This is a genomic window from Microterricola gilva (assembly GCF_004217495.1).
In the GTDB taxonomy this organism is placed as follows: Bacteria; Actinomycetota; Actinomycetes; order Actinomycetales; family Microbacteriaceae; genus Microterricola; species Microterricola gilva.
In genome coordinates, this window is the sequence record NZ_SHLC01000001.1 from 1,445,602 (window position 1) to 1,472,089 (window position 26,488).

A 26,488-nucleotide genomic window follows, 5' to 3' on the forward strand; every position below is an offset into this window, starting at 1 on the left:
AGGTGAAAACTTTCGACGAACTCTTCGCCGAGCTCACTGAGAAGGCCAGGACCCGCCCAGAAGGTTCGGGAACCGTTCGTGAACTCGACGCCGGCGTGCACGCCATTGGTAAGAAAATCGTCGAGGAGGCCGCCGAAGTCTGGATGGCCGCCGAGTACCAGAGCGACGCAGAAACAGCCGAGGAGATCTCGCAGCTGCTGTACCACCTGCAGGTGCTCATGGTCGCGAAGGGGCTCAGCCCCGCCGACATCTACCGACATCTCTGATCCGCTGAGCTCAGCGCCAGATCAACGAGTCACCGATGTCCGTGAGAAACGACCAAGAGAGCGTCACCCCCATGCTGAGAATTGCCGTGCCCAACAAGGGCGCCCTGTCTGAAACCGCCGCCCAGATGCTGTTCGAGGCCGGTTACGCCGGCCGCCGCGACCCGCGCGAACTGCACACGCCAGACCCGCGCAACGACGTGGAGTTCTTCTACCTGCGCCCGCGCGACATCGCCACCTACGTCGGCTCTGGCGCGCTCGACGTCGGCATCACCGGCCGCGACCTGCTGCTCGACTCCGGCTCGCCTGCGCGCGAGGTGCACGAGCTCGACTTCGCCGCGTCCACCTTCCGCTTCGCCGGCCCCTCCGACCGCTTCCGTCAGTTGAGCGACCTCGCCGGTGTGCGCGTCGCAACCAGCTACCCCGGCCTCGTCGGCGACTTCCTCCGTGCCGAGGGCATCGAGGTCGAACTCGTCAAGCTCGACGGCGCCGTCGAATCCGCCGTGCGCCTCGGGGTCGCGGATGCCGTCGCCGACGTCGTCTCAACGGGTGCGACGCTCCGCGCGGCCGGCCTCGAGATCTTCGGCCCCGTCATCCTCGAGTCGACCGCCGTGCTGATCCGCTCGGAAGACGAGAAGCCGGGTGTCGCGACGCTGCTGCGCCGCCTCCAGGGCGTTCTCGTCGCCCGCCAGTACGTGATCATGGACTACGACATCCCCGTCGCCCTGCTCGAGGAGGCGACTCGCGTCGCCCCCGGCATCGAGTCGCCGACGGTCTCGCCGCTGCACGACCCGGAGTGGGCAGCCGTGCGGGTCATGATCCCGCGTGCGGAGACGAACCACATGATGGACGCGCTCTACGAGATCGGCGCCCGCGCCATCCTGGTCAGCTCGATCCACGCAGCCAGACTCTAGGGCGGCGACGATGTCTCTCTCCGTTCGCGTGATCCCGTGCCTCGACGTGGCCGACGGCCGCGTCGTCAAGGGCGTCAACTTCCAGAACCTGCGTGACGCTGGCGACCCGGTCGAACTCGCCAAGCGCTACTTCGAGCAGGGCGCAGACGAACTCACCTTCCTCGACGTCACCGCAACGGTCGACAACCGCGCGACGACGTACGACGTCGTGAGGGCGACAGCCGAGCAGGTGTTCATCCCGCTCACCGTCGGCGGCGGCATCCGCAGCGTCGAGGACGTCTCGAAGCTGCAGGCCAACGGCGCTGACAAGGTCGGTGTGAACAGCGCAGCCATCGCCCGCCCGGCGCTGATCGCCGAGATCGCCGACCGTTTCGGTTCCCAGGTGCTCGTGCTCTCGCTCGACATCAAGCGCAGCGAGCGCACCGAGTCCGGCTTCGTCGTGACCACCCACGGTGGCCGCACGGAGACGGATCTCGACGCCCTCGCGTGGGCGAAGCAGGCGATCGAGCTCGGTGTCGGCGAGTTGCTCGTCAACTCGATCGACGCCGACGGCACGAAGCAGGGCTTCGACCTCGAGCTGATCCGCGCGATCCGCGAGCTCAGCACGGTCCCGGTGATCGCATCGGGCGGCGCGGGTGCCGCGACACACTTCCCCCCGGCGATCGCAGCAGGGGCCGACGCCGTGCTGGCGGCATCCGTTTTCCACAACGGGGAGCTCAGCATCGGCGACGTCAAGGCGGCCCTCGCGGCCGAGGGAATGCCGGTGCGCGCATGAACGCCGTGAACGATCAGGACAGCATCGACGCCGTGATCGACCGTGCCGTGTTCAACGGCGACGGGCTGTTGCCCGCGATCATTCAGCAGCACGACAGCGGCGAGGTGCTGATGATGGGCTGGATGAACGCCGAGGCGCTCCGCCGCACCCTCAGCGAGGGGCGTGTCACCTTCTGGTCGCGCTCCCGCCAGGAGTACTGGCGCAAGGGCGACACCTCCGGGCACGCGCAGTTCGTGCGAGGTGCCGCCCTCGACTGCGACGCAGACACCCTGCTCGTGCAGGTCGAGCAGATCGGCGCCGCCTGCCACACCGGCGCGCACAGCTGCTTCGACGTCGACCCCCTCCGGCCAGTCATCCTGCCGTCCTAGACCCACTTCCTCGTCCTCGACATTGTCCGAACGGAGCCCCATCCGATGAGCACCGGAACAACGAACCGCGCAACCTTTGACGCCGTCGCCGCAGAGCACCGGGTGATCCCGGTGATGCGTCAGCTCTTCGCCGATGGCGAGACGCCCGTCAACATCTATCGCAAGCTGGCGGAGGGCCGCCCCGGCAGCTTCCTGCTCGAATCGGCCGAGCAGGGCGGCATCTGGTCGCGGTTCTCCTTCGTCGGAGTCTCATCCTTCGGTGTGCTCACCCAGACGGATGACGCCGTCGCCTGGATCGACTACGGCGCATCGGCAGAGCGCGTGCTCGGCGATGCGGCACAGCTCGCCCCCCTCGCCGCGCTCGAGCAGCTCTTCGAACGCTGGAAGACGCCGCGGCTGCCGGACGTCCCCCCGCTCACCGGCGGACTCGTCGGCTTCATCGGCTGGGAGGCGATCCGCCAGATCGAGCGGCTGCCCGACCGGCCGCCGGCCGAGCACGCCGTGCCGGGCCAGGCATTCAGCTTCGTCGCGGACCTCGTCGCGATCGACCACAAGTACGGAACCGTCCAGCTCATCGCCAATGTGCTCAACGACGGCCGCGAGGGCGCCGACGAGCTCTGGGCCGATGCGCAGGCCCGCCTCGACAGCCTGCAGCAGCGACTCGCGCAGCCCTCGGAGGCCTGGCTGGCCGAGGTCGACATGAACACGACGCCGACGGCGCGCTCGCGCACGAAGCGCGAGGACTTCCTGGCCTCGGTCGAGACGGCCAAGGAGCACATCCGCGACGGCGACATCTTCCAGGTCGTCATCTCGCAGCGCTTCGAGGAGGACTGCACGGCGACGCCGATCGACGTCTACCGGGTGTTGCGCAGCCTCAACCCGAGCCCGTACATGTACCTGCTCAGCCTCGAGACGCCGGATGACGAGCCGTACTGGATCGTCGGCTCCTCGCCGGAGGCGCTGGTCAAGGTCTCCAACAAGCGCGTCTTCACGAACCCGATCGCCGGGTCGCGGCCCCGCGGCGCGACCCCGGACGCCGACAACGAGCTCGAGACCGAGCTGCTCGCCGACGCCAAGGAGCGCGCAGAGCACCTCATGCTCGTCGACCTCGCCCGCAACGACCTGGCGAAGGTCTGCACGCCCGGCAGCGTCGAAGTGACCGAGTTCATGAGGGTCGAGCGTTTCAGCCACATCATGCACATCGTCTCCTCGGTCGAGGGTGACCTCGTCGCGGGCAAGAACGCGATCTCGGTGTTCCGTGCCACCTTCCCGGCCGGCACGCTCTCCGGTGCGCCGAAGCCGCGCGCCCTGCAGATCATCGACGACCTCGAGCCGGCCCAGCGCGGCGTCTACGGGGGAGTCGTCGGCTACTTCGGCTTCGCCGGCGACGCCGACCTCGCCATCGCCATCCGCACCGCGACCATCATGGGCGGGGTCGCCAGGGTGCAGGCGGGCGGCGGACTCGTGCTCGACTCGGTTCCGCAGTCGGAGTTCGAGGAGTCGCAGAACAAGGCGGCAGCCCCCCTGCGGGCCGTCGCCATCGCGAACGCGCTGCGACGGGTGCAGTGACCATGAGTGCATCACGGATCAAACTCAGCGCCGTGCTCGCCGGGCTGCTTGCCGCCGTGCTCGCCATGCTGGCCTGGACCCAGACCTGGGTGATCGCGCACATCGGCGTCAACCCGGTCGAGATCGACGGTGCGGCCGCAGCGCCTGCGCTCTCGGCGCTGGCCCTCGCCGGGCTCGCCCTCGGCGGCGCGCTCACCATCGCCGGCCCCGTGTTCCGCATCGTGCTCGGCGCGCTCGAGGTGCTGCTCGGCCTCTCCGTCGTGCTCGCCTCCTTCTCCGCCATCACCAACCCGGCCGGTGCCGCGATCGCCAGCGTGAGCACGCTCACCGGTGTCGCAGGCGACAACTCGGTGCTCGCGCTGATCACGGATGCCGGCATCACGCTCTGGCCGTGGGTCGGCGTCGTCTCCGGCCTGCTGTTCGCGGCGGCCGGAATCGCCGTGCTCGTGACCAGCAAGCGCTGGCCAGGACCCGGCCGCAAGTATCAGGCCGTGCGTATGTCGAACGCCGATGCCGCACCGCTGAGCGCCAAGGACACGGCCATCGACAACTGGGACGAACTCAGCCGCGGCAGCGACCCGACGGAGCAGTAGCCGGGGCCGCAGCCCCGGAACCGCTAGACTTTCCATCACCCCCTTCAGAACTTTTTAAGGAGCACCATGAGTACAGAGTCAGTTGATCCAGGCCACGGCCACTCGCCGGCCGCATGGACCTCGGTCTTCATCATGCTCATCGCCTTCCTGATCGGCACCGTCGCGTTCTTCCTCGACGTGCAGTGGCTCGTCTGGGCCTCGGCAGGCCTCCTGGTCGTCGGCCTGATCGTCGGCTGGGTGCTCGCCAAGGCCGGTTACGGCACGAACGGCCCGAAGTACGCTCCGAAAGCGCACTAGCGAGTGCTCTCCGAGCTCACCGCCGGTTCCGTTGAAGACGCCGAACGGCGTCGGCTGAGCCGGCCATACGCCACCGTCGAGGCCGCGGCGCTCGCACGCCCGCCCGCGATCGATGCCCTGCGCGCCCTGGCCCCGGCCGAGCGCGTCAAGGTCATCGCAGAGGTCAAGCGGGCGAGCCCGTCGCGCGGACAGCTCGCCGAGATCCGCGATCCAGCGGCGCTGGCGGCGGCGTACGAGACCGGCGGAGCCAGCGCGATCAGCGTGCTGACGGAGGAGCGCCGCTTCGGCGGCTCCCTCGCCGACCTCGAGGCAGTGCGGGCGGCGGTCAGCCTGCCCGTGCTGCGCAAGGACTTCATCGCGACGCCGTACCAGGTGCTCGAGGCCCGCGCGGCAGGAGCCGACCTCGTGCTCCTCATCGTCGCCGCGCTCGAGCAGCCGCTGCTCACCGAGTTGCACACGCTGATCCTCGAGCTCGGCATGACGCCGCTCGTCGAGACGCACAGCGCGGATGAGCTCGACCGGGCCATCGACCTCGGGGCCTCACTGATCGGTGTCAACGCGCGCAACCTCTCCACCTTCGAGCTCGACAAGAACCTCTTCGGCACCCTGGCCGGGCGCATCCCCGCCGGCACTATCAAGGTGGCAGAGTCCGCGGTTCTCTCGGCCGCGGATGTCGCGCACTACCGTTCGGCCGGCGCCGACGTCGTCCTGGTCGGCGAAGCGCTCGTGACGAGCGACCCCATCCGCACCCTCTCCGAATTCCTGGCGGTCTAGATGTCTGATTCCAAGCTGCGCGACGAGCTCGGCCCGTACTTCGGCGACTTCGGCGGCCGCTTCGTTCCGGAGTCGCTCGTCGCCGCGCTCGATGAGCTCACCCTCGCCTACGACATCGCGAAGAAGGACCCGGCCTTCGCCGCCGAGCTCACCGAGCTGCACAAGAGCTACACCGGTCGCCCGTCGATCATCACCGAGGTGCCGCGCTTCGCCGAGCACGCGGGCGGCGCCCGCATCATCCTCAAGCGTGAAGACCTGAACCACACCGGGTCGCACAAGATCAACAACGTGCTCGGCCAGGCGCTGCTCACCAAGCGCATCGGCAAGACCCGCGTCATCGCCGAGACGGGCGCTGGCCAGCACGGCGTCGCCACCGCGACGGCCGCAGCCCTGTTCGGCTTCGAGTGCGTCGTCTACATGGGCGAGGTCGACACCGAGCGCCAGGCGCTCAACGTCGCCCGCATGCGCCTGCTCGGCGCGGAGGTCGTCGCCGTCAAGGCCGGATCCCGCACGCTGAAGGACGCCATCAACGACGCCATGCGTGACTGGGTCACCAACGTCGAGAACACCAACTACATCTTCGGCACCGTCGCGGGTCCGCACCCGTTCCCCGCCATGGTCCGTGACTTCCAGAAGATCATCGGAGAAGAGGCCCGCGAGCAGGTTCTCGCGCTCACCGGCTCCCTCCCGGATGCCGTCGCGGCCTGCGTCGGCGGCGGATCCAACGCCATGGGCATCTTCCACGCCTTCCTCGACGACCCATCCGTCGCCCTCTACGGCTACGAGGCGGCCGGCGAGGGCGCAGACACGCCGAAGCACGCCGCCACGATCACGAAGGGGCGCCCAGGCGTCCTGCACGGCGCGCGCAGCATGATGCTGCAGGACGAGGACGGCCAGACCTACGAGTCGCACTCGATCTCCGCCGGCCTCGACTACCCGGGCGTCGGCCCGGAGCACGCCTGGCTGAACAGCATCGGTCGCGCCCAGTACCGCCCGGTTACGGATGCCGCAGCCATGGACGCACTCATGCTGCTCAGCCGCACAGAGGGCATCATCCCGGCCATCGAATCCGCTCACGCCCTCGCCGGCGCCCTCGAGCTCGGCCGCGAGCTCGGACCGGATTCGACGATCCTCGTCAACCTCAGCGGCCGCGGCGACAAGGACATGGAAACCGCCGGACGCTACTTCAACTTGATCGACCAGGGGGCACGGCAGTCATGAGTTCGGTCGAATCGACAATCCGCACCAGGGTAGACGCCGGCAGCGGCGCCCTCATCGGCTACCTCCCCGTCGGATTCCCGAGCCTCGGCGCCAGCGTCGACGCCGCGGTCGCCCTGGTTGAGAACGGTGTCGACATCCTCGAGATGGGACTGCCGTACTCCGACCCCGTGATGGACGGCTCCGTCATCCAGGCCGCCACCCAGCGCGCCCTGGCCGACGGCTTCCGCCTGCGCGACGGCTTCGCGGCCGTCTCGGCGATCACCGCCCAGGTGAAGGCACCCGTGCTGATCATGACTTACTGGAACCCCGTCGTGCAGTACGGCGTCGATCGCTTCGCCGACGAGCTCGCCGCGGCCGGCGGCGCCGGCCTGATCACGCCTGACCTCATCCCCGATGAGGGAGCGGACTGGATCGCGGCCTCTGAGCGCACCGGCCTCGACCGCGTGTTCCTTGCGGCACCGACCTCCACCCCCGAACGCCTGCGGCGCGTCGTCGACGCCAGCCGCGGCTTCGTCTACGCCGTCTCGACGATGGGCATCACCGGTGCCCGCGCCGATGTCGATGCCGCTGCGCGCGGCCTGATCGAGCGCCTCCGTGAGGCGGGCTCGACCAGCGCGTGCGTCGGCGTCGGCATCTCGACGCCTGAGCAGGTGCGCGAAGTGCTCGGCTACGCCGACGGCGCGATCGTCGGCTCCGCGCTCGTCAAGGCACTGGCCGACGGGGGAGTCGACGCCGTCGGCGCACTCGCCCAGCAGCTCGCTGCCGGCAAGTCCGCAGCCTAGCCACGCCGTCTAGACTCACAGAAACCAACGAAAGGGTAGTACTGGTGTTTGCACCGTTGAGCATTCCGAGTCCTGAGTGGAGCTACTTCGACCTCGGTCCGTTCCGCATCCACGCCTACGCCCTGTGCATCCTGGCCGGCATCGTCGCCGCGACGATCATGACCAGCATGCGCCTGACCAAGCGGGGTGCAGAGCCGGGAATCGTGCTCGACATCATCCTCTGGGCCGTGCCGCTCGGCATCATCGGTGCGCGCATCTACCACGTGCTCACCCACCCGGGCGACTACTTCTACCCCGGAGCGGATCTGCTGCGCACCCTGTACATCTGGGAGGGCGGCAACGCCATCTTCGGTGCGCTTCTCGGCGGTGCCGTCGGTGCGTTCATCGGATGCCGCATGACCGGCATCCGGTTCTGGACGTTCGCGGACGCCCTGGCTCCCGGCATGCTCCTGGCCCAGGCCATGGGCCGTCTCGGCAACTGGTTCAACCACGAGTTGTACGGATTGCCGACGACTTTGCCGTGGGGTCTGGAAATTTCTTCGGACAACCCGGCGTTCCCGGTCGGGCTTCCGGAGGGAACCCTCTTCCACCCCACATTCCTCTACGAGATCCTCTGGAACGTGCTCGGCGTCGCCGTCATCCTGTTCCTCGAGCGCAAGATCACGCTGCGCTGGGGCAAGGCATTCGCTGTATACCTGATCTGGTACGGCGTTGGCCGTAGCTTCTTCGAAGCCATCCGGGTCGACCCGAGTGAGATGTTCCTCGGCGTCCGCACCAACATCTGGGCTGCCTGGGTCGCCATCGCGGTCGGTGTCGTGATCTTCATCGTGCAGTCGCGCCGTCACACCGGGGTCGAGATCAGCCCATACGTGCCCGGACGTGAATGGAGTGCGGCCGACGCTGATATAGAATCTGACAACGCAGATTTCGACAACGACGAAGACGGCAACGGCGCCGCGGATGTTCAGAAGTCTGCCGCCGCTGCCACAAGCACAAGCGGCCAACTTCCCTAGAGGCTCGTCACTTCCGAGTCCCGCTGAACACCCCTCGCATCAAGGGGGCGGCACAATCCCACCCACGGGCCGATGGCGTCCCCTTGCACATCATTCGTGAGGACGGTCAGTCGTGACGTTTCAATCCACCTTTACGAGGTTCAGTCAAATCCCGGGTCGGCAGGGTCTCTACGACCCTGTTCATGAGAAGGACGCGTGCGGCCTCGCCATGGTCGCAACGCTGCGTGGCACGGCCGGCCACGACATCATCACGGCCGCGCTCGACGCGCTGCGCAACCTCGAGCACCGCGGCGCCATCGGTTCCGATGCGGGAACCGGTGACGGCGCAGGCATCATCACCCAGATCCCGGACGCCTTCCTCCGGGCGGTGACCGACTTCGAACTTCCTGCCGCCGGCCGTTACGCCGTCGGCAACGCATTCCTCCCCACCGACCCGACCGCGCGCACCGCCATCAAGCGCTCGCTCGCCGCGATCGCGGAGGAAGAGGGCCTCAGCGTCCTCGGCTGGCGCGAGGTGCCCGTCCGGCCCGACGAGGTCGGAACGCTGGCCAGGGCCGCGATGCCCGCCATCCAGGCCTTCTACGTGCAGAGCGCACGCAGCTCCGCGAGCGGAGCGCCCCTCTCCGGCATCGAGCTGGACCGCCAGACCTTCCGGCTGCGCAAGCGCGCAGAACGAGAGCTTGAGATCTACTTCGCCTCGTTGTCGTGCCGCACCCTCGTCTACAAGGGCATGGTCACCACGCTCCAGCTGGAGCCCTTCTACCCCGACCTCTCCGACGAGCGCTTCGCCTCCAAGCTCGCCCTCGTGCACTCGCGGTACTCCACGAACACCTTCCCGTCGTGGCCGCTGGCCCAGCCGTTCCGCATGATCGCGCACAACGGTGAGATCAACACGATCCAGGGCAACCGCAACTGGATGCGGGCCAGGCAGTCGCAGCTCGAGTCCGAGCTGCTCGGCGACCTCGCCCCGCTGCTGCCCATCGTCACCCCCGGCGCAAGCGACTCCGCCTCCTTCGATGAGGTCGTCGAGCTGCTGACGCTCTCCGGTCGGTCCCTGCCGCACTCCGTCATGATGATGGTGCCGGAGGCCTGGGAGAACCAGAGCGAGATCGATGCTGAACGTCGGGACTTCTACGACTACCACTCGATGCTCATGGAGCCGTGGGACGGCCCGGCGGCGATCGTCTTCACCGACGGGTCCCTCGTCGGTGCGACCCTCGACCGCAACGGCCTCCGTCCAGGCCGCTTCGTCGTCACCGACGACGGCCTCGTCGTGCTCGCCAGCGAGATCGGCGTGCTCGACTTCGATCCGGCCACCATCGTGCGCAAGGGACGGCTCCGTCCGGGCAAGATGTTCCTCGTCGACACGGTCGCAGGCCGGCTGATCGAGGACGACGAGATCAAGGCGGAGCTGGCGGCATCCGAGCCGTGGGGGGAGTGGCTCGAGGAGAGCCGCATCAAGCTCGCCGAGCTGCCGGAGCGCGAGCACATCGTGCACCCGCCCGCATCCGTCGTGCGCCGCCAGCGGACCTTCGGCTACACCGAGGAGGAGGTGCGCCTGCTGCTCACGCCGATGGCGCGCTTCGGTGCGGAGCCGCTCGGCGCCATGGGCTCCGATACGCCAATCGCCGTGCTCTCCGAGCGCCCCCGGCTGATCTTCGACTACTTCACGCAGCAGTTCGCCCAGGTGACGAACCCGCCGCTCGACTCGATCCGTGAAGAGGTCGTCACCTCGCTCGGAAGCTCGGTCGGGCCGGAGCACAACCTGCTCAGCGCCGGACCGGAGCACGCCCGCCAGGTCTCGCTCACCTTCCCGGTGATCGACAACGACGAGCTGGCGAAGATCCAGCACATCGACCCGTACCCCGGCAGCCGCAGCACCGTCACCATCCGGGGCCTCTACCGCTTCGACGAGGGTGTCAACGCCATGCGTGACCGCCTCGCTGCACTCAACCTCGAGGTCGACGCGGCCATCGACGCCGGCGCCCGCTTCATCGTGCTGAGCGACCGCGACTCCAACAAGGACCTCGCTCCGATCCCGTCGCTGCTGATGACGGCATCCGTTCACCACCACCTCACCCGCTCAGAGAACCGCATGAAGGTCGGCCTGATCGTCGAGGCCGGCGATGTGCGCGAGGTGCACCACGTCGCCCTGCTGATCGGCTACGGCGCATCGGCCGTGAACCCGTACCTGGCGATGGAGAGCTGCGAGAACCTCGTGCGCAGCGGTGTCATCACCGACGTCACGCCGGAGAAGGCCGTCGCCAACGTCATCAAGGCGCTCGGCAAGGGCGTCCTGAAGATCATGTCGAAGATGGGCATCTCCACGATCGCCTCCTACTCCGGCGCCCAGGCCTTCGAGGCCATCGGCCTCGACGAGGAGTTCATCGCGCAGTACTTCACCGGCACCACCTCCAAGCTCGGCGGTGTCGGGCTCGAGGTCATCGCGGCCGAGAACCTGCAGCGGCACACCTCCGCCTACCCGGAGGACGCAGCCGTCACGGTGCACGAGCGCCTGCAGACCGGCGGCGAGTACCAGTGGCGCCGCGACGGCTCTCCCCACCTCTTCAACCCGGAGACGGTGTTCCGCCTGCAGCACGCCACCCGCACCCGCCGCTACGACATCTTCCGCGAGTACACGAAGCTCGTCGACGACCAGGCCGAGACCCTCATGACGCTGCGCGGCATGTTCGGGCTCCGCACCGGACGTCGCCCTGCCGTGCCGCTGGAGGAGGTGGAGTCGGTCGCATCGATCGTCAAGCGTTTCTCCACCGGCGCGATGAGCTACGGCTCCATCTCGCAGGAGGCGCACGAGACCCTCGCCATCGCGATGAACCGCCTCGGCGCGAAGTCGAACACGGGTGAGGGCGGCGAGGACCTCGACCGCCTGCTCGACCCGGAGCGCCGCAGCGCCATCAAGCAGGTGGCATCCGGCCGTTTCGGCGTCACGAGCATGTACCTGACGCACGCCGACGACATCCAGATCAAGCTCGCCCAGGGCGCCAAGCCCGGTGAGGGCGGCCAGCTGCCGTCGACCAAGGTCTACCCCTGGGTCGCGCGCACCAGGCACGGCACCCCCGGTGTCGGCCTGATCTCGCCGCCCCCGCACCACGACATCTACTCGATCGAAGACCTCAAGCAGCTCATCTTCGACCTGAAGCGTGCGAACCCGAAGGCCCGCATCCACACCAAGCTGGTGAGCCAGTCCGGCATCGGCGCTGTCGCGGCCGGTGTCGCGAAGGCGCTCTCCGACGTCATCCTGGTCTCCGGCCACGACGGCGGAACAGGGGCCAGCCCGGTCAACTCGCTCAAGCACGCGGGAACGCCGTGGGAGCTCGGCCTGGCCGAGACGCAGCAGACGCTCATGCTCAACGGCATGCGCGACCGCGTCGTCGTGCAGGTGGACGGCCAGCTGAAGACCGGCCGCGACGTCGTGATCGGCGCGCTGCTCGGCGCGGAGGAGTTCGGCTTCGCCACGGCGCCGTTGATCGTGGAGGGCTGCATCATGATGCGCGTCTGCCACCTCGACACCTGCCCCGTCGGCGTCGCGACTCAGAACCCCGAACTGCGCAAGCGCTTCACCGGCAAGCCGGAGTTCGTCGTGAACTTCTTCGAGTTCATCGCCCAGGAGGTGCGCGAGTACCTCGCCGAGCTCGGTTTCCGCAGCCTCGGCGAGGCGGTCGGCCACCACGAGCTGCTCGACACCACCGCAGCGCTCGAACACTGGAAGGCATCGGGCATGGACCTGACGCCGATCCTCGTCGGCCCGGACTTCTCGGACGCCGAACCGCGCCAGAGCGCGCGGGAGCAGGAGCACGAGCTCGACGAGCACTTCGACAACCAGCTGATCGCCCGTGCGGCCGATGTGCTCGAGCACGGCGGACACGTCGAGATCGAGTTGCCCATCCGCAACACGGAACGCGCGGTCGGCACCATGCTCGGCCACGAGGTGACGGTGCGCCACGGCGTCAACGGTCTGCCGAGCGGCTCGATCGAGGTGACCCTCACGGGCTCGGCCGGCCAGTCGCTCGGCGCGTTCCTGCCCGGCGGCATCACGCTGCGGCTCGAGGGCGACTCCAACGACTACGTCGGCAAGGGTCTCTCCGGCGGTCAGATCACGGTGCGGCCGGACCGCCGCAGCCTGTTCGCGGCCGAACGCAACGTCATCGCGGGCAACGTCATCGGCTACGGGGCGACCAGCGGCTCGCTGTTCCTCCGCGGAATCGTCGGCGAACGCTTCCTGGTGCGCAACTCGGGTGCGACCGCCGTCGTCGAGGGCGTCGGCGACCACGCCCTCGAGTACATGACCGGTGGCCTCGCGCTCATCCTCGGCGGCACCGGGCGCAACCTCGGTGCAGGAATGTCAGGTGGAACCGCCTACGTCTACGAGCTCAAGCGTGAGCGCGTCAACCGCGATTCCCTCGCGAGCGGCGAACTCGAGCTGCACGAGCTGGGCAGCGCCGACCGCGAGATCGTGCGCGACCTGCTGGAACGGCACCTCGCCGAGACCGATTCGCCCGTCGCAGCACGCATGCTCGACGACTTCGACCAGACGGCATCCCGCTTCGTCAAGGTCTTGCCGCGCGACTACGCCGCGGTTCTCGAAACTCGAAAGAACGCGGAAGCCGAGGGCCTCGACCCCGACGGCGACCTCGTTTGGACTCGCATCCTGGAGGTGACCGGTGGCTGACCCCAAAGGCTTCTTGAAGACGACCGAGCGTGAGCTCCCCGCGCGGCGCCCGGTGTCGGTGCGCCTCATGGACTGGAAAGAGGTCTACGAGCAGGGCGACCCGACCCAGCTGCGCCGGCAGGCCGGCCGCTGCATGGACTGCGGTGTCCCGTTCTGCCACCAGGGCTGCCCGCTCGGCAACCTGATCCCGGAGTGGAACGACCTGATGCACCGCGGAGAGGGCCACGCGGCCAGCGAGCGGTTGCACGCGACGAACAACTTCCCGGAGTTCACCGGGCGGCTCTGCCCTGCACCGTGCGAATCGGCGTGTGTGCTCGGCATCAACCAGCCGGCCGTCACGATCAAGCAGGTCGAGGTGTCGATCATCGACCAGGCCTTCGACAACGGCTGGGTGACGCCGCACCTGCCCGGTCGTCTCACCGGCAAGACCGTTGCCGTCGTCGGTTCCGGCCCGGCCGGTCTCGCCGCCGCCCAGCAGCTGACCCGTGCCGGTCACACCGTCGCCGTCTTCGAACGTGACGACCGCATCGGCGGCCTGCTGCGCTACGGCATCCCGGACTTCAAGATGGAGAAGCGCCACATCGAGGCGCGCCTCGCGCAGATGACCGCTGAGGGCACGCGCTTCCGGCCCGGCGTGAACATCGGCGTCGACATCAGCTGGGCCGAACTGCGCCGGCGTTACGACGCCGTCGTTGTGGCGACGGGCGCGCTCGTTCCGCGCGACCTGCCGATCCCCGGACGCGACCTGCCCGGCGTGCACTTCGCGATGGAGTACCTCGTGCAGGCCAACCGGGTCGGAGCGGGCGACACCGTCGAGAACCAGATCGTGGCCGACGGCAAGCACGTCGTCGTGCTCGGTGGTGGAGACACCGGAGCAGACTGCATCGGCACCGCACACCGCCAGGGGGCGGCATCCGTCACCAACCTCGCCATCGGCAAACAGCCGGGGCACACGCGGCCCAGCCACCAGCCGTGGCCGATGGACCCGCTGGTCTTCGAGGTGTCGAGTGCCCACGAGGAGGGCGGAACCCGCGAGTACCTCGCGTCGACCGTCGAGTTCCTCGCGAACGAGGACGGCCAGCTGCGTGCGGTTCGCGTGGCGGAGACCGAGTTCGTCGACGGCCGCCGCGTGCCGAAGTCCGGCACCGAGCGCGAGATCCCCGCCGACCTGGTGCTCCTGGCCCTCGGCTTCACCGGGCCGGAGACGGAGCTCATCAGCCCGCAGCTTGAGGTCGGTTTCGACGAGCGCGGCAACCTCATCCGGGAGTCGGACTACCAGAGCAGCCACGAGGGCGTCTTCATCGCCGGCGACGCAGGGCGCGGACAATCGCTCATCGTCTGGGCCATCGCGGAGGGCCGAGCTGCGGCGGCAGCCGTAGACCGGTACCTTGAAGGGGAGACGCTTCTACCCTCCCCGGTCCGACCGACCGACCGAGGCTTCAGCCTCTAATACTTTCCGCGGCGGGGCCAACGAACGCTCCGCCGCGGACAAGAACCCATCTGAGCCCATTCGGGCACAAAGTACGGAGTACAAAACATGAGACGCGCGAAAATCGTCGCAACCCTCGGACCGGCAACGTCCAGCTATGAGCAGATCAGAGCGATCATCGATGCCGGTGTCGACGTCTGCCGCATGAACCTGAGCCACGGCACCTATGACGTGCACGAGGGCGTTTACCAGAACGTGCGCAAGGCAGCCAACGACTCCGGTCGTGCCGTGGCCGTTCTGGTCGACCTGCAGGGTCCCAAGATCCGCCTCGGCAAGTTCTCTGACGGGCCGCACGAGCTCGCAGAGGGCGACATCTTCAAGATCACCACCGAGGAGATCCTCGGCACCAAGGAGATCTGCGGAACCACATACAAGGGCCTCCCTGGCGACGTGAAGCCGGGCGACTTCCTGCTGATCGATGACGGAAAGGTGCGTGTCGAGGTCGTTTCGACCGACGGCGTCGTCGTCACGACCAAGACGATCGTCGCCGGCACCGTCTCGAACAACAAGGGCATCAACCTGCCCGGTGTTGCCGTGAACGTTCCTGCGCTCTCCGAGAAGGACGAAGACGATCTGCGTTGGGGCCTCGAGCTCGGCGCCGACCTCATCGCCCTCTCCTTCGTGCGCAACGCGGAGGACATCACCCGCGTGCACGAGATCATGGACGAGGTCGGCCGTCGCGTCCCCGTCATCGCCAAGATCGAGAAGCCGCAGGCCGTCGAGGCCCTCGAGGGCATCGTCGACGCGTTCGACGCGATCATGGTCGCCCGTGGCGACCTCGGCGTCGAGCTCCCGCTCGAGGCCGTCCCGATCGTGCAGAAGCGCGCCGTGGAGCTCGCCCGCCGCATGGCCAAGCCGGTCATCGTCGCGACGCAGATGCTCGAGTCGATGATCTCCAGCCCGGTTCCGACCCGTGCAGAGACCTCGGATGTCGCCAACGCCGTCCTCGACGGTGCTGACGCCGTGATGCTCTCCGGTGAGACCAGCGTCGGCGAGTACCCGGTCGTGACCGTGCAGACCATGGCACGCATCGTGGACTCGACGGAGGAGCACGGCCTGGAGCGCATCCTGCCGCTCACGGTCAAGCCCCGCACGCAGGGTGGCGCGATCACTCTCGCCGCCGCCGATGTCGCCGACTTCGTCGACGCCAAGTTCCTCTGCGTCTTCACCGAGTCCGGTGACTCCGCTCGCCGCATGTCGCGCATCCGCTCGAAGATCCCCATGGTCGCGTTCACGCCGGAGCCCGGCATCCGCCGCCGCCTGGCGCTGACCTGGGGCATCCAGACGTACCTGGTCGACCGCGTCACTCACACCGACCAGATGATCGGTCAGGTTGACGATGTGCTGCTCGGCCAGGGCCTTGCAGAGGTCGGTGACAAGGTCGTCGTCATCTCCGGGTCCCCTCCCGGAATCATCGGCTCGACCAACGACATCCGCGTGCATGTCGTCGGCGATGTCCACAACGAGGCGGCTCCCGCGTACAAGCGCAGCTAGTTCGCCATCATGAAAGGCCCGGTTCGAGAGAACCGGGCCTTTCGCATGTCCGGGGTCGCACGATAGCGTGTGCGCACACCTTCATCACTCTCAAAGGAGACAGCGATGCCAGCAAGCCTCTTGCCCGATGTGCACATCCCGGCGGTCAGCGTGTACGAATCGGTGTTCGGAGGTTTGAGTGACGAGGATCTCGGCTCCGTCGCGATCATCGACGGCGGCTCGGGGGCCGAGACGACCTTCGGTGAGCTGCGCGCCCATGTCGACGCCATCGCCGGTGCCCTGGCCGCGCGCGGCGTCGTGCTCGGCGATGTGATCGGGCTCCTCTGTCCGAACATCCCCGCATTCGCCTCGGTGTTCCACGGCATCCTGCGTGCAGGCGCCACCGTCACGACGATCAACTCGCTGTACACGGCCGAGGAGATTGGCGCTCAGCTGAAGGATTCCGGTGCGGCCTGGATCTTCACCGTGTCGCCGCTGCTCGCCGGTGCGGCCGCCGCTGCGACCGCTGCCGGCATCCCGGCCGAGCGCGTCGTCGTGCTCGACGGCGCTGAGGGCCACCCGTCGCTGCGCGACCTGCTGACGGCGGGGGAGCCGGCGCCGGAGATCAGCTTCGACCCCGCGACCCAGATCGCCGTGCTGCCGTACTCCTCCGGCACGACCGGCCGCCCGAAGGGCGTGATGCTCACCCACACGAACCTCGTTGCGAACGTCGCGCAGGGCATCGGTGCGATCGGCGTCGAGAAGGGCGAGCGCGTGCTCGCCGTGCTCCCGTTCTTCCACATCTACGGCCTGACCGTGCTGCTGAACTATGCGCTCACCCTGCGCGCCGTGCTCGTCACCATGCCGCGCTTCGATCTGGTCGAGTTCCTCCGCATCACCAGCGAGCACCGGTGCAACTGGCTCTTCATCGCCCCGCCGATCGCGGTCGCACTGGCCAAGCACCCGGTGGTCAACGCCTACGACCTCTCCAGCGTGAAGGTCGTCTTCTCCGGCGCAGCCCCGCTGAACGGAGCGCTGGCCGAGGCGGTCGCCACACGGCTCGGCTGCATCGTCGCCCAGGGCTACGGCATGACGGAAGCGAGCCCGGCGACCCACGTCATCCCGCTCGCCCGTCCTGACATCGACCGGTCGAGCGTCGGGTTCGCCCTGCCGAACACGGAGTCGCGCGTCATCGACCCCGAGACGGGTCTCGACGTCGTGGTGCCGGATGCCGGCCAGAGCGAGCCGGGGGAGCTGCTCGTTCGCGGCCCGCAGGTGATGGCCGGATACCTCGGTCGGCCAGACGAGACGGCGGCGACCATCGATGCGGACGGCTGGCTGCACACCGGCGACCTGGCGACGCTGGATGCCGAGGGGATCTACCGCATCGTCGACAGGCTGAAGGAGCTGATCAAGTACAAGGGCTACCAGGTGGCCCCCGCCGTGCTCGAGGCGATCCTGCTGCAGCACAGCGGCATCGCGGATGCCGCTGTCGTCGGAGCGGACGACGAGGACGGCCAGGAGATCCCCAAGGCCTTCGTCGTGCTGCAGCCCGGCGTCGAGCTCGGCGCCGACGAGGTGATCGCCTTCGTGGCCGGCCGGGTCGCGCCGCACGAGAAGGTGCGCGTCGTCGAGTTCATCGATGTCATCCCGAAGTCGACCGCAGGCAAGATCCTGCGCCGCGAGTTGCGAGGGCGTTAGCGGGTCACGGCGCCAGTTCGACGACCTCGACGGGCTGCAGGATGCGTGTGTATGGGGTGCCCGCAAGCGCTGGCGCCGCGACGCCGGAGGCCCACACCCGCGTCATCGTTGCCAACAGGCCTTCCGCCTCGGCCACGGTGGCGAAGTCGAGGTCGATCGTCACGAATCGGGGGTCGTCGAGCGGGCGGCAGATTGTGTAGTGGAGCACGCCGGACGCCCGCCGATCCGCCGGGTCCCGATCGAACGCGGCCTTCCACGTGTCGAAATCACTGATCGGATGCTCGATCCTCAGCGTGATCATGAGCGTCTCACCTCTCCCTGTGGTTGTTCAGCAGCAGCGTAGGGCGGGGCCCCGATGGTCACCATCCCAGAAAGGTGGGGTTCTTCCGCGCAACGCGCGTAGTGTCGGATCATGGGTGCAGCGGACACGCTGAGCCGTGCGCGCGAGCGGATCGAGCGGCTCGCCGGCGCGACGAGCGATGCTGCGCAGTACCGATCGGCTGTGCTGCGCGAGCTGAGCGGAGTGCTCGCCTTCGACGCCCACGTCTGGGTGCTGACCGACCCGCAGACGGCCGTGGGCGCGGCCCCGCATGCCCGGGTTCCAGCGCACGGCGAGCTGCCGAGGCTCATCAGGTACAAGTACCTGACCGAGCTGAACCGCTGGACGGCGCTGGCGGATGCCGGCATCGCGGCCACCTCGCTGTTGCGCGCCAGTGCCGGCGAGCCGGAGCGCAGCCTGCTCTGGCGCGAGGTGCTGCGCGCGTACGCCGTGCTCGACGTCGCATCGCTCGTGTTGGCCGACTCCCGCGGGTGCTGGGGGTTCCTCGACCTGTGGCGCAGCGGCGAGGCCGTTCCGTTCACGCCACGGGAGTTGGCCTTCCTCGCGAGCCTCGCACCCGGGATGACACGGGCGATCCGCGCTCGCCAGGCTGCGACATTCACCAGCATCCCTGCGGCAGCGACGGAACCGCGCGGGCCCGTGCTGCTCCTGCTCGATGACGCCCTCGTCGTGCAGAGTCAGACCCCGGCCGCCGAGGCCTGGCTGGGCGCGCTGGTGCCGTCATCCGATGGGGGAGCCGTCGTACCCGCGAGCGTCTACAACGTCGCGGCCCAGTTGCTCGCGGTCGAGGCCGGAGTCGATGCGCACGAACCACTGGCGCGGGTTCACCTGTCGGCCGGCACCTGGCTGACGGTGCGCGCCGGCCGCGTCGGGGAGCAGATCGCCGTCTCGCTCGATCCGTCATCGCCGGCGGAACGCCTCGATCTCTTCGCGGCGGCGCACGCGCTCAGCGCGCGCGAGCGAACCGTGCTCGAGCTGCTCGCTGCCGGAGCAGACACGCGCACCATCGCGGAGCGGATGTACGTATCGGAGTTGACCGTTCAGGACCACTGCACGGCGATCTTCGCGAAGGCCTCCGTGCACAACCGGAGGTCGCTGCTCGCGCGGATCCTCGGAACGCGAGAGCTCTCCTAGGACGTGGGTGCTGGCACCCGACGCCGCGACTGCGGAAAGCCGTGTCGGTGGTCGATGCGATGCTGAGGTCATGGACGAAGCCGTCGAGGGCCAGCTGAACGGGGACGATGCCGGCGATCCCGTGCTCGGCGAGTACCTCTTCGAGCTGGGGGAGGCCAACGCCTATCTCTGCTACGCCCAGGCCGAAACCTACCGGGTGATCGAGGCGGCCAGGCGGAGGGCGCTCGCGATCGCGGACCCACTCGGCGGGCGGCGCTCACTGGACGAGGAGTTCGCCCAGCGCAGCCTGATCGCCGAGATCGCGCTCGTTCTCCGGATGCACGAACGCACCATGCACTCGTTGATGTATGAGGCGCAGCAGCTCGTGAATGTCTTTCCGACCACGCTGATCGCGCTCGCCGCCGGAGAGATCAGCCAGAGGCACGCGCGGGAGATCCTCGCCGGAACGGTCACCCTGCCGCCGGAGCTGCACGCCCGATTCGAGGCGGAGGCGCTGCCGAAGGCCCGCGTCCAGTCCCCGACGCAGTTCCGTCAGAGCGTGAGACGGCTCCAGGAGCGGCTCAGCCCTGAGGCGCTGACGGCGCGTGCCGCGCACAGCCGCGCCGAGCGGCGCGTAGTGTTTGAGCCGGCAGAGGATGGCATGGCCTGGTTGAAGCTCTACCTGGAGGCGGACAAGGCGTGGTCGGTAGCCGAGCGCGTCAGCCAGCTGGCCGATCAGGCGCAAGGAGACGCCGTCGCCGCAGGTGATGCGGACGACCCCGTGCGAATCGCGGCGATCACCGCACCGAGCACCCACGCGCAGTTGGAGGCGGACGTCGCCGTCGAGCTGCTGCTCGGACGGGCGGCGCCCACGCTCATCGACGGCACGCCGGCGACCGCATTGCCCGCGCTGGCGTTCAGCAAACCAGAGGTCTTCGTTGCCGTGCCGCAGATCACCATCGGCATCCAGAGCCTGACCGGCCAGTCCGATGAGCCGGCCGAGCTCCACGGCTACGGTTCGATCCCAGCCGACGTCGCGCGCGGACTCGTCGTCCACGCGGCGACGTTCCGCCGCGTGCTCATTGACCCCGAGGACGGCACCCCACTGGCGCTGGATCCGCGGAGGCACCGAATGAGTGAGCTGTTCCCGGGTGCCGCATCACGCCAAGACCCTCGGCCTCATGGCCGCTGGCGTGCCTGGTCGCCCGGAGATGGCACCCTGCGCTGGCTCTCGCCGACCGGGCACTACGCGGAAACAGCCCCGGCCAGCACGATCGGCTGCACGCGTGCTGCGCGAGCGGGACCGCCGGGCCCGGCCCGGTCGGAGCGGCCGGCGGAGGCCGCAGCGAAGTACCCGGATCCGCCGCCGTTCTGAGGGGCAAGACCCTGCGGTGACAGGGTGAAAAGTGAATTGTGCCGGTGGTGGGACTCGAACCCACACGTCTCTCGACAAAGCATTTTGAGTGCTCCGCGTCTGCCATTCCGCCACACCGGCGCACAAGACCTCGATCAGAATACCGTAAGCTTGAACCCGTGACCGACACAGACAACACCCCAGCTCCGCCCCGCCGCGTCGTCGTCGCAGAGGACGAATCCCTGATTCGTCTCGACATTGTCGAGATTCTGCGTGACAACGGTTTCGAGGTCGTAGGCGAGGCCGGTGATGGTGAGACCGCGGTCGCACTGGCAACCGAACTGCGCCCTGACCTCGTCATCATGGACGTCAAGATGCCCCAGCTCGACGGCATCTCCGCGGCCGAGCGCCTGAGCAAGGGCCACATCGCGCCCGTCGTGCTGCTGACCGCATTCAGCCAGAAGGAGCTCGTCGAGCGCGCGACAGAGGCCGGAGCCCTTGCGTACGTCGTCAAGCCGTTCACGCCGAACGACCTGCTGCCCGCGATCGAGATCGCACTGGCGCGTTACGCCCAGATCATCGCCCTCGAGGCCGAGGTCACCGACCTCGTCGAGCGCTTCGAGACCCGCAAGCTCGTCGACCGCGCCAAGGGCTTGCTCAACGAGAAGATGGGCCTCACCGAGCCCGAGGCGTTCCGCTGGATCCAGAAGGCGTCCATGGACCGCCGCCTGACCATGCACGATGTCGCCCAGGCGATCATCGAGCAGCTCAGCGCCAAGAAATAACGGCGCCGACACAGCTTTCACACGAAGAGCGGATGCCGATGGCATCCGCTCTTCGTTCGTTAACGCCGAAGCGCTAGGCCTGCTGCGGCAGGTCCTTGATCAGGTTCGTGATGCGGATCGTGGAGCAGCGGCGTCCCTGCTCGTCGCTGACCGCGATCTCGTGCGTCGTCAGCGTGCGGCCGAGGTGGATCGGCGTGCAGACGCCCGTGACGAAACCGGAGGTGGCTGAGCGGGTGTGCGTCGCATTGATCTCGATGCCGACGGCGAGGCGTCCCGCGCCGGCCCAGAGGTTCGCGGCCATGGATCCGAGCGACTCGCCGAGCACGACGTATGCGCCACCGTGCAGCAGCATCGCCGGCTGCGTGTTGCCCTCGACCGGCATGCGGCCGACGGCCCGCTCGACACTGAACTCGGTGAACTCGATGCCCATCTTCTCGGCGAGGGCGCCGATTCCACGCTGCAGCACCCAGTCGAGGGCGTCTTGGGTCGTCTGTGTCATGGTCACCTTTGAAATCGGCCAGCGCTGCTCAAGCCTGCTGCCTGTCGGCGGTGGCTTGTAGGCTGTGTCTGTGTCGGATTCAGAAAAGCCTACCCTCCTCATCATTGACGGCCATTCGCTGGCGTTCCGGGCGTTCTACGCCCTGCCGGTCGACAGCTTTCAGACCAGGGACGGGCAGCACACCAATGCCATCCATGGCTTCATCTCGATGCTCCTGAACCTGCTGAAGAACGAGAAGCCGACCCACATCGCGGTCGCCTTCGACATCTCCCGGTTCTCGTTCCGGACGCGGGAGTACCCCGAGTACAAGGGCACGCGCGGCGAGACCCCGCCCGAGTTCATCGGCCAGATCCCGCTGCTGCAGGAGGCCCTCGCCGCGATGAACATCGTGACGATCACGAAGGAAGACTTCGAGGCCGACGACATCCTGGCGACCCTCTCCGTGCGCGGCACGGTGGAGGGCTACCGTGTGCTCGTCGTCTCCGGTGACCGTGACAGCATCCAGCTCGTCAACGACAACGTCACGCTGCTCTACCCGAACACGCAGGGTGTCTCGCAGCTGAAGCGCTACGACCCGGCCGCCGTCGAGGAGCGCTACGGCATCCGTCCAGAGCAGTACCCGGACGTCGCCGCGCTCGTCGGTGAGTCCAGCGACAACCTGATCGGCATCAGCAAGGTCGGCGAGAAGACCGCCGTCAAGTGGCTCGGCCTCTACGGCAGCCTCGACGGCATCCTCGAACATGCCGACGAGATCAAGGGCGTCGTCGGCAACAATCTGCGCGAGCAGAAAGAGAACGCGATCCGCAACCGGCGCCTCAACCGCCTCGTCACCGACCTCGAACTGCCCGTCGCCGTGCCAGAGCTCGAACGCGGCCCGATCGATGAGCAGGCCGTGCGCGACATCTTCGCCCGCCTCGAATTCCGCACCCTGCTCGATCGGGTTCTCAAGCAGGAGCTCGCCGAGGGCGCCGAGATCGCGCCTGGCGCAGAGGCCGCAGAGGTCCCCGCCGCCGACATCCCCGTGACCCCGACGGCCCAGTCGCTGCTCGACGAGGAGCTGCGCGGCTGGTTGAAGCGCGTCACCGCTACCCATCCAGCCGGACTCGGCCTGAGCGTCGAGATCATCGACGGCATGCCCATCGGCTTCGGCATCGCCAGCGAGACCGAGGCGGTGATCCTGCCGTGGATCGCCGGACGCAGCGACTACGAGCCGTTCGAGGAGTGGCTGGCCAGCGACGCGCCGAAGATCATGTGCGGCGCGAAGACTCAGCTGAAGGCGATCCGCCGCGCCGGTCTCGCCTTCGACGGCCTGGCCGTCGACGCCCTCGTCGCCGGCTGGCTGCTGCGCCCGGGCGGGCAGGAGAAGACCCTCTCCGACCTCGTCTCCCGTCACCTGGACGAGACGGTTCCCCAGCCAGACCTCAACCAGCTCGTTCCGGACGACAGTGTGCCGTCCGGTGCTCCCGTCGACGCCTGGTACGCGCTTCGGGTGGCCCCGGTCGTCGTGGCCCAGCTCGACGAGGGTTCGCGCAGCGTGCTCGAGACCATCGAGATGCCCACGCTGGCGGTGCTCGTCGAGATGGAGCTGCGCGGCGTTGCCGTCAGCCACGACGAGCTCGCCGCACTCTCCTCCGAGCTGGGGGAGACGGCAGCGGCGATCGCCGAGAGGGCCTTCGCCGAGATCGGGCGCGAGGTCAACCTCGGGTCGCCCAAGCAGCTGCAGGAGGTGCTCTTCACGGAGTTGGGCATGCCCAAGACGCGCGCGACGAAGACCGGCTTCTCGACGGATGCCGGCGCCCTCGCCGACCTGCAACAGAGCAACCCGCACCCGTTCCTCGGCCTCCTCCTCGAGCACCGCGACGCGACGAAACTCCGCCAGATCGTCGAGACACTCGACAAGTCGATCGACGCGACGGGCCGCATCCACACCAACTACGTCCAGGTGGGAACGGCGACGGGCCGCATCGCATCGAACGACCCCAATCTGCAGAACATCCCCGTCCGCACGGAGGACGGCCGCCGCATCCGCGCCGCCTTCCACGTCGGCGACGGCTACGAGACGCTGCTCACCGCCGACTACTCGCAGATCGAGATGCGCATCATGGCGCACCTCTCCGAGGACGCCGGTCTGATCGAGGCCTTCAACGCCGGGGAAGACCTGCACCGCTTCGTCGGTGCGCGCATCTTCGGCGTCGAACCGGAGGACGTCACGCCGGCGATGCGCAACAAGGTCAAGGCCATGTCGTACGGCCTCGCATACGGACTCAGCGCCTTCGGCCTGTCCAAGCAGCTGCGCATCGACACGGCAGAGGCCAAGCAGCTGATGACCGACTACTTCAGCCGGTTCGGCGCCGTGCGCGACTACCTGCGCAACGTGGTCGAGCAGGCCAAGGTCGACGGCTACACGACGACCCTCTTCGGCCGTCGGCGCCCGTTCCCCGACCTGGCGAGCCCAAACCGGGTGCACCGCGAGGCCGCTGAACGCCAGGCGCTGAATTCACCGATCCAGGGATCGGCCGCCGACATCATGAAGCGCGCCATGATCGCCATCGAGAACGACATCGCCGCCCAGGAACTGCGTTCGCGCATGCTGCTGCAGGTGCACGATGAATTGATCTTCGAGGTGGCGCCCGGTGAAGCCGACGCGCTCGAGACGATCGTCCGCGACGGCATGGGGGGAGCAGCCGAGCTGCTCGTGCCCCTCGACGTCCAGATGGGGCACGGCTCCAACTGGGACAGCGCAGCACACTAGGCCGCACAGATTTCCGGAAGAGCCCCGAGTTATGGAGAGCCACGAGATGAGCACAGAAGCACGCACCCCGTCGGCGATCGACCAGATCGCCGAGGATTGGGTCGACACCCTGGTCGAGTTGCAGCCGACGATCGGCACCTTCATCGGCCGCAACGAGGGGAACGGGCGCTTCGGCGACTACTCCCCGGCCGGACATGAAGCCCTCGCGGCTGCCGCCAGGACGGTGATCGGCCAGCTCGACGCCGAGACGCCCGTCGACGCGGTCGACGAGGTCACGAAGACCGATCTGCGCGCGACCCTCGCGCTGCAGCTGCGCAGCTTCGACGCCCAGCTTCCGCTCCGCGACGTCAACGTGATCGCCTCCCCGGCTCAGGAGATCCGTGAGATCTTCGACCTGATGCCGACGGCGACGGTCGAGGACTGGGAGCAGATCAGCTCCCGCCTCGCCGCCGTCCCTGCCGCGATCGACGGCTACATCGAGACACTGCGCGCCGGCATCGCCGCCGGCGTCACGCCCGCCGTTCGCCAGGTGCGCGAGGTGGCGGCTCAGACCGCGAAGCACGCAGCCGTCGAGGGCTTCTTCACCGAGTTCGCCGCCGGCGCCTCGCTTGAGTCCGGTGAGCTGCCGGCATCCCTGGCCAAGCAGCTCGGCGACGGTGCGGGGCTGTCGCTGCTCGCCTACGACAAGCTGAGCCACTTCCTCGCGCACGAGCTCGCGGATGCCGCCACGCCGGTCGACGGCGTCGGCCGCGACATCTACGCGCTGCAGTCCGAGCACTTCCTCGGCGCGACCATCGACCTCGACGAGACGTACGAGTGGGGCATCGACGAGCTCGCCCGCATGGTGGCGGAGCAGAACAGCATCGCCAACGAGATCAAGGCGGGGGCCTCGGTCGAGGAGGCGATCGCCTTCCTCGACACCGATCAGAGCAGGAAGCTGCACGGAACGGAGGCGCTGCAGCGCTGGATGCAGGAGACGAGCGATCGGGCCGTCGCCGAGCTCGGGCGCAGCCACTTCGACATCCCGGAGGAGATCCGCACCCTCGAGTGCATGATCGCGCCGACGCAGGAGGGCGGGATCTACTACACCCAGCCCACCGACGACTTCTCCAGGCCGGGCCGCATGTGGTGGTCGGTGCCGGAGGGCGTCACCGAGTTCGACACCTGGCGTGAGCTCACGACCGTGTACCACGAGGGCGTTCCCGGCCACCACCTGCAGATCGGCCAGGCCGTCTACAACCGGGCGACGCTCAACACCTGGCGCAGGCAGCTCGCCGGCACCTCTGGGCACGCCGAGGGGTGGGCGCTCTACGCGGAGCGGCTGATGGAGCAGCTCGGCTACCTCGACGATCCGGCCGACCGTCTCGGCATGCTCGACGGGCAGCGCATGCGCGCGGCGCGCGTCGTGCTCGACATCGGCGTGCACCTCGGCAAGCAGCGCCCGGACGGCAACGGTGTGTGGACGGCCGAGTACGCCTTCGACTTCCTCCGCGAGAACGTCAACATGAACGACGGCTTCGTGCGCTTCGAGGTGAACCGCTACCTCGGCTGGCCGGGGCAGGCTCCCTCCTACAAGGTGGGGCAACGCATCTGGGAGCAGCTGCGCGACGACGCGGCCGCCCGCGCAGGGGCCGGCTTCGACATCAAGGACTTCCACAAGCGCGCGCTCGACCTGGGTGGTGTCGGCCTCGACACGCTCAAGGCCAGCCTCCTCGCCTGAGCC

General features: G+C 68.3%; 22 protein-coding genes and 1 tRNA gene. 20 read left to right on the top strand and 3 right to left on the bottom strand.

Features of this window, described 5'->3' with window-relative positions:
• Positions 1 to 2: 2 nt before the first annotated feature.
• The 15 genes from EV379_RS06680 to EV379_RS06750 all read left to right on the top strand — a co-directional run bounded on the left by EV379_RS06680 (position 3) and on the right by EV379_RS06750 (position 17,922).
• A complete protein-coding gene (locus EV379_RS06680) occupies positions 3 to 266 on the top strand; it encodes a phosphoribosyl-ATP diphosphatase (protein WP_055840216.1) in 264 nt (87 codons plus the stop codon).
• Positions 267 to 337: 71 nt separating this feature from the next.
• A complete protein-coding gene (gene hisG / locus EV379_RS06685; RefSeq protein WP_130505447.1) occupies positions 338 to 1,177 on the top strand; it encodes an ATP phosphoribosyltransferase in 840 nt (279 codons plus the stop codon).
• 10 nt (positions 1,178 to 1,187) lie between these two features.
• Entirely contained in the window at positions 1,188 to 1,952 is a 765-nt protein-coding gene (gene hisF / locus EV379_RS06690) for an imidazole glycerol phosphate synthase subunit HisF (protein ID WP_130505448.1), read from the top strand.
• Positions 1,949 to 2,320, top strand: coding sequence for a phosphoribosyl-AMP cyclohydrolase (gene hisI, locus EV379_RS06695; protein ID WP_130505449.1), 372 nt, complete (start codon positions 1,949 to 1,951; stop codon positions 2,318 to 2,320). The genes hisF and hisI overlap by 4 nt, the downstream gene beginning before the upstream one ends.
• Positions 2,321 to 2,365: 45 nt before the next feature.
• Positions 2,366 to 3,889, top strand: a complete 1,524-nt coding sequence (locus EV379_RS06700) for an anthranilate synthase component I (protein ID WP_130505450.1) — start codon at positions 2,366 to 2,368, stop codon at positions 3,887 to 3,889.
• Between the two features lie 2 nt (positions 3,890 to 3,891).
• Entirely contained in the window at positions 3,892 to 4,482 is a 591-nt protein-coding gene (locus tag EV379_RS06705; RefSeq protein ID WP_130505451.1) for a Trp biosynthesis-associated membrane protein, read from the top strand.
• A 66-nt stretch (positions 4,483 to 4,548) separates the two neighbouring features.
• The gene (locus EV379_RS06710) at positions 4,549 to 4,779 is read left to right on the top strand and encodes a DUF6704 family protein (protein WP_120256864.1); all 231 of its coding nucleotides are present in this window, start codon (positions 4,549 to 4,551) and stop codon (positions 4,777 to 4,779) included.
• A 3-nt stretch (positions 4,780 to 4,782) separates the two neighbouring features.
• Entirely contained in the window at positions 4,783 to 5,553 is a 771-nt protein-coding gene (trpC, locus tag EV379_RS06715; RefSeq protein WP_130505452.1) for an indole-3-glycerol phosphate synthase TrpC, read from the top strand.
• The gene (gene trpB, locus EV379_RS06720) at positions 5,554 to 6,774 is read left to right on the top strand and encodes a tryptophan synthase subunit beta (protein ID WP_130505453.1); all 1,221 of its coding nucleotides are present in this window, start codon (positions 5,554 to 5,556) and stop codon (positions 6,772 to 6,774) included.
• Positions 6,771 to 7,556 (top strand): tryptophan synthase subunit alpha, encoded by a 786-nt coding sequence (trpA, locus tag EV379_RS06725; RefSeq protein WP_130505454.1) that lies wholly within the window; start codon positions 6,771 to 6,773, stop codon positions 7,554 to 7,556. Before trpB ends, trpA begins: the two co-directional genes overlap by 4 nt.
• Before the next feature lie 44 nt (positions 7,557 to 7,600).
• Positions 7,601 to 8,569: a prolipoprotein diacylglyceryl transferase gene (gene lgt, locus EV379_RS06730; RefSeq protein ID WP_130505455.1), complete on the top strand. Its 969-nt coding sequence runs from the start codon at positions 7,601 to 7,603 to the stop codon at positions 8,567 to 8,569.
• 112 nt (positions 8,570 to 8,681) lie between these two features.
• Entirely contained in the window at positions 8,682 to 13,259 is a 4,578-nt protein-coding gene (gene gltB / locus EV379_RS06735) for a glutamate synthase large subunit (protein ID WP_130505456.1), read from the top strand.
• Positions 13,252 to 14,709, top strand: coding sequence for a glutamate synthase subunit beta (locus EV379_RS06740; protein ID WP_130505457.1), 1,458 nt, complete (start codon positions 13,252 to 13,254; stop codon positions 14,707 to 14,709). Before gltB ends, EV379_RS06740 begins: the two co-directional genes overlap by 8 nt.
• Before the next feature lie 87 nt (positions 14,710 to 14,796).
• Complete coding sequence (gene pyk, locus EV379_RS06745) at positions 14,797 to 16,242, top strand: pyruvate kinase (protein WP_130505458.1); 1,446 nt, start codon at positions 14,797 to 14,799, stop codon at positions 16,240 to 16,242.
• Positions 16,243 to 16,347: 105 nt separating this feature from the next.
• Positions 16,348 to 17,922 carry an AMP-binding protein gene (locus tag EV379_RS06750; protein ID WP_130505459.1) on the top strand — a complete coding sequence of 525 codons (1,575 nt, stop codon included), beginning with the start codon at positions 16,348 to 16,350 and terminating at the stop codon, positions 17,920 to 17,922.
• A gap of 4 nt (positions 17,923 to 17,926) precedes the next feature.
• Here the strand turns inward: EV379_RS06750 and EV379_RS06755 are convergent, their stop codons facing one another.
• Positions 17,927 to 18,223, bottom strand: coding sequence for a hypothetical protein (locus EV379_RS06755; RefSeq protein WP_130505460.1), 297 nt, complete (start codon positions 18,221 to 18,223; stop codon positions 17,927 to 17,929).
• 111 nt (positions 18,224 to 18,334) lie between these two features.
• On the opposite strand from EV379_RS06755, the gene EV379_RS06760 reads away from it, so the two are divergent.
• Together EV379_RS06760 and EV379_RS06765 are read left to right on the top strand one after the other, a co-directional pair.
• Positions 18,335 to 19,396 (top strand): helix-turn-helix domain-containing protein, encoded by a 1,062-nt coding sequence (locus EV379_RS06760; protein WP_130505461.1) that lies wholly within the window; start codon positions 18,335 to 18,337, stop codon positions 19,394 to 19,396.
• 70 nt (positions 19,397 to 19,466) lie between these two features.
• Positions 19,467 to 20,750 carry a DUF222 domain-containing protein gene (locus EV379_RS06765; RefSeq protein WP_130505462.1) on the top strand — a complete coding sequence of 428 codons (1,284 nt, stop codon included), beginning with the start codon at positions 19,467 to 19,469 and terminating at the stop codon, positions 20,748 to 20,750.
• A gap of 39 nt (positions 20,751 to 20,789) precedes the next feature.
• On the opposite strand, the gene EV379_RS06770 is transcribed toward EV379_RS06765, so the two are convergent.
• Positions 20,790 to 20,870 (bottom strand) — tRNA-Leu (locus EV379_RS06770).
• A 38-nt stretch (positions 20,871 to 20,908) separates the two neighbouring features.
• Between EV379_RS06770 and EV379_RS06775 the strand changes: the two genes are divergently transcribed.
• Positions 20,909 to 21,514: an ANTAR domain-containing response regulator gene (locus EV379_RS06775; protein WP_047410793.1), complete on the top strand. Its 606-nt coding sequence runs from the start codon at positions 20,909 to 20,911 to the stop codon at positions 21,512 to 21,514.
• A 73-nt stretch (positions 21,515 to 21,587) separates the two neighbouring features.
• On the opposite strand, the gene EV379_RS06780 is transcribed toward EV379_RS06775, so the two are convergent.
• Positions 21,588 to 22,013 (bottom strand): hotdog fold thioesterase, encoded by a 426-nt coding sequence (locus tag EV379_RS06780; protein ID WP_130505463.1) that lies wholly within the window; start codon positions 22,011 to 22,013, stop codon positions 21,588 to 21,590.
• Positions 22,014 to 22,083: 70 nt separating this feature from the next.
• Here EV379_RS06780 and polA point away from each other — a divergent pair, with 70 nt between their 5' ends.
• Both polA and EV379_RS06790 read left to right on the top strand, forming a co-directional pair.
• A complete protein-coding gene (polA, locus tag EV379_RS06785) occupies positions 22,084 to 24,765 on the top strand; it encodes a DNA polymerase I (protein WP_130505464.1) in 2,682 nt (893 codons plus the stop codon).
• Between the two features lie 46 nt (positions 24,766 to 24,811).
• Positions 24,812 to 26,485, top strand: a complete 1,674-nt coding sequence (locus tag EV379_RS06790) for a DUF885 domain-containing protein (RefSeq protein WP_130505465.1) — start codon at positions 24,812 to 24,814, stop codon at positions 26,483 to 26,485.
• Positions 26,486 to 26,488 lie beyond the last annotated feature (3 nt).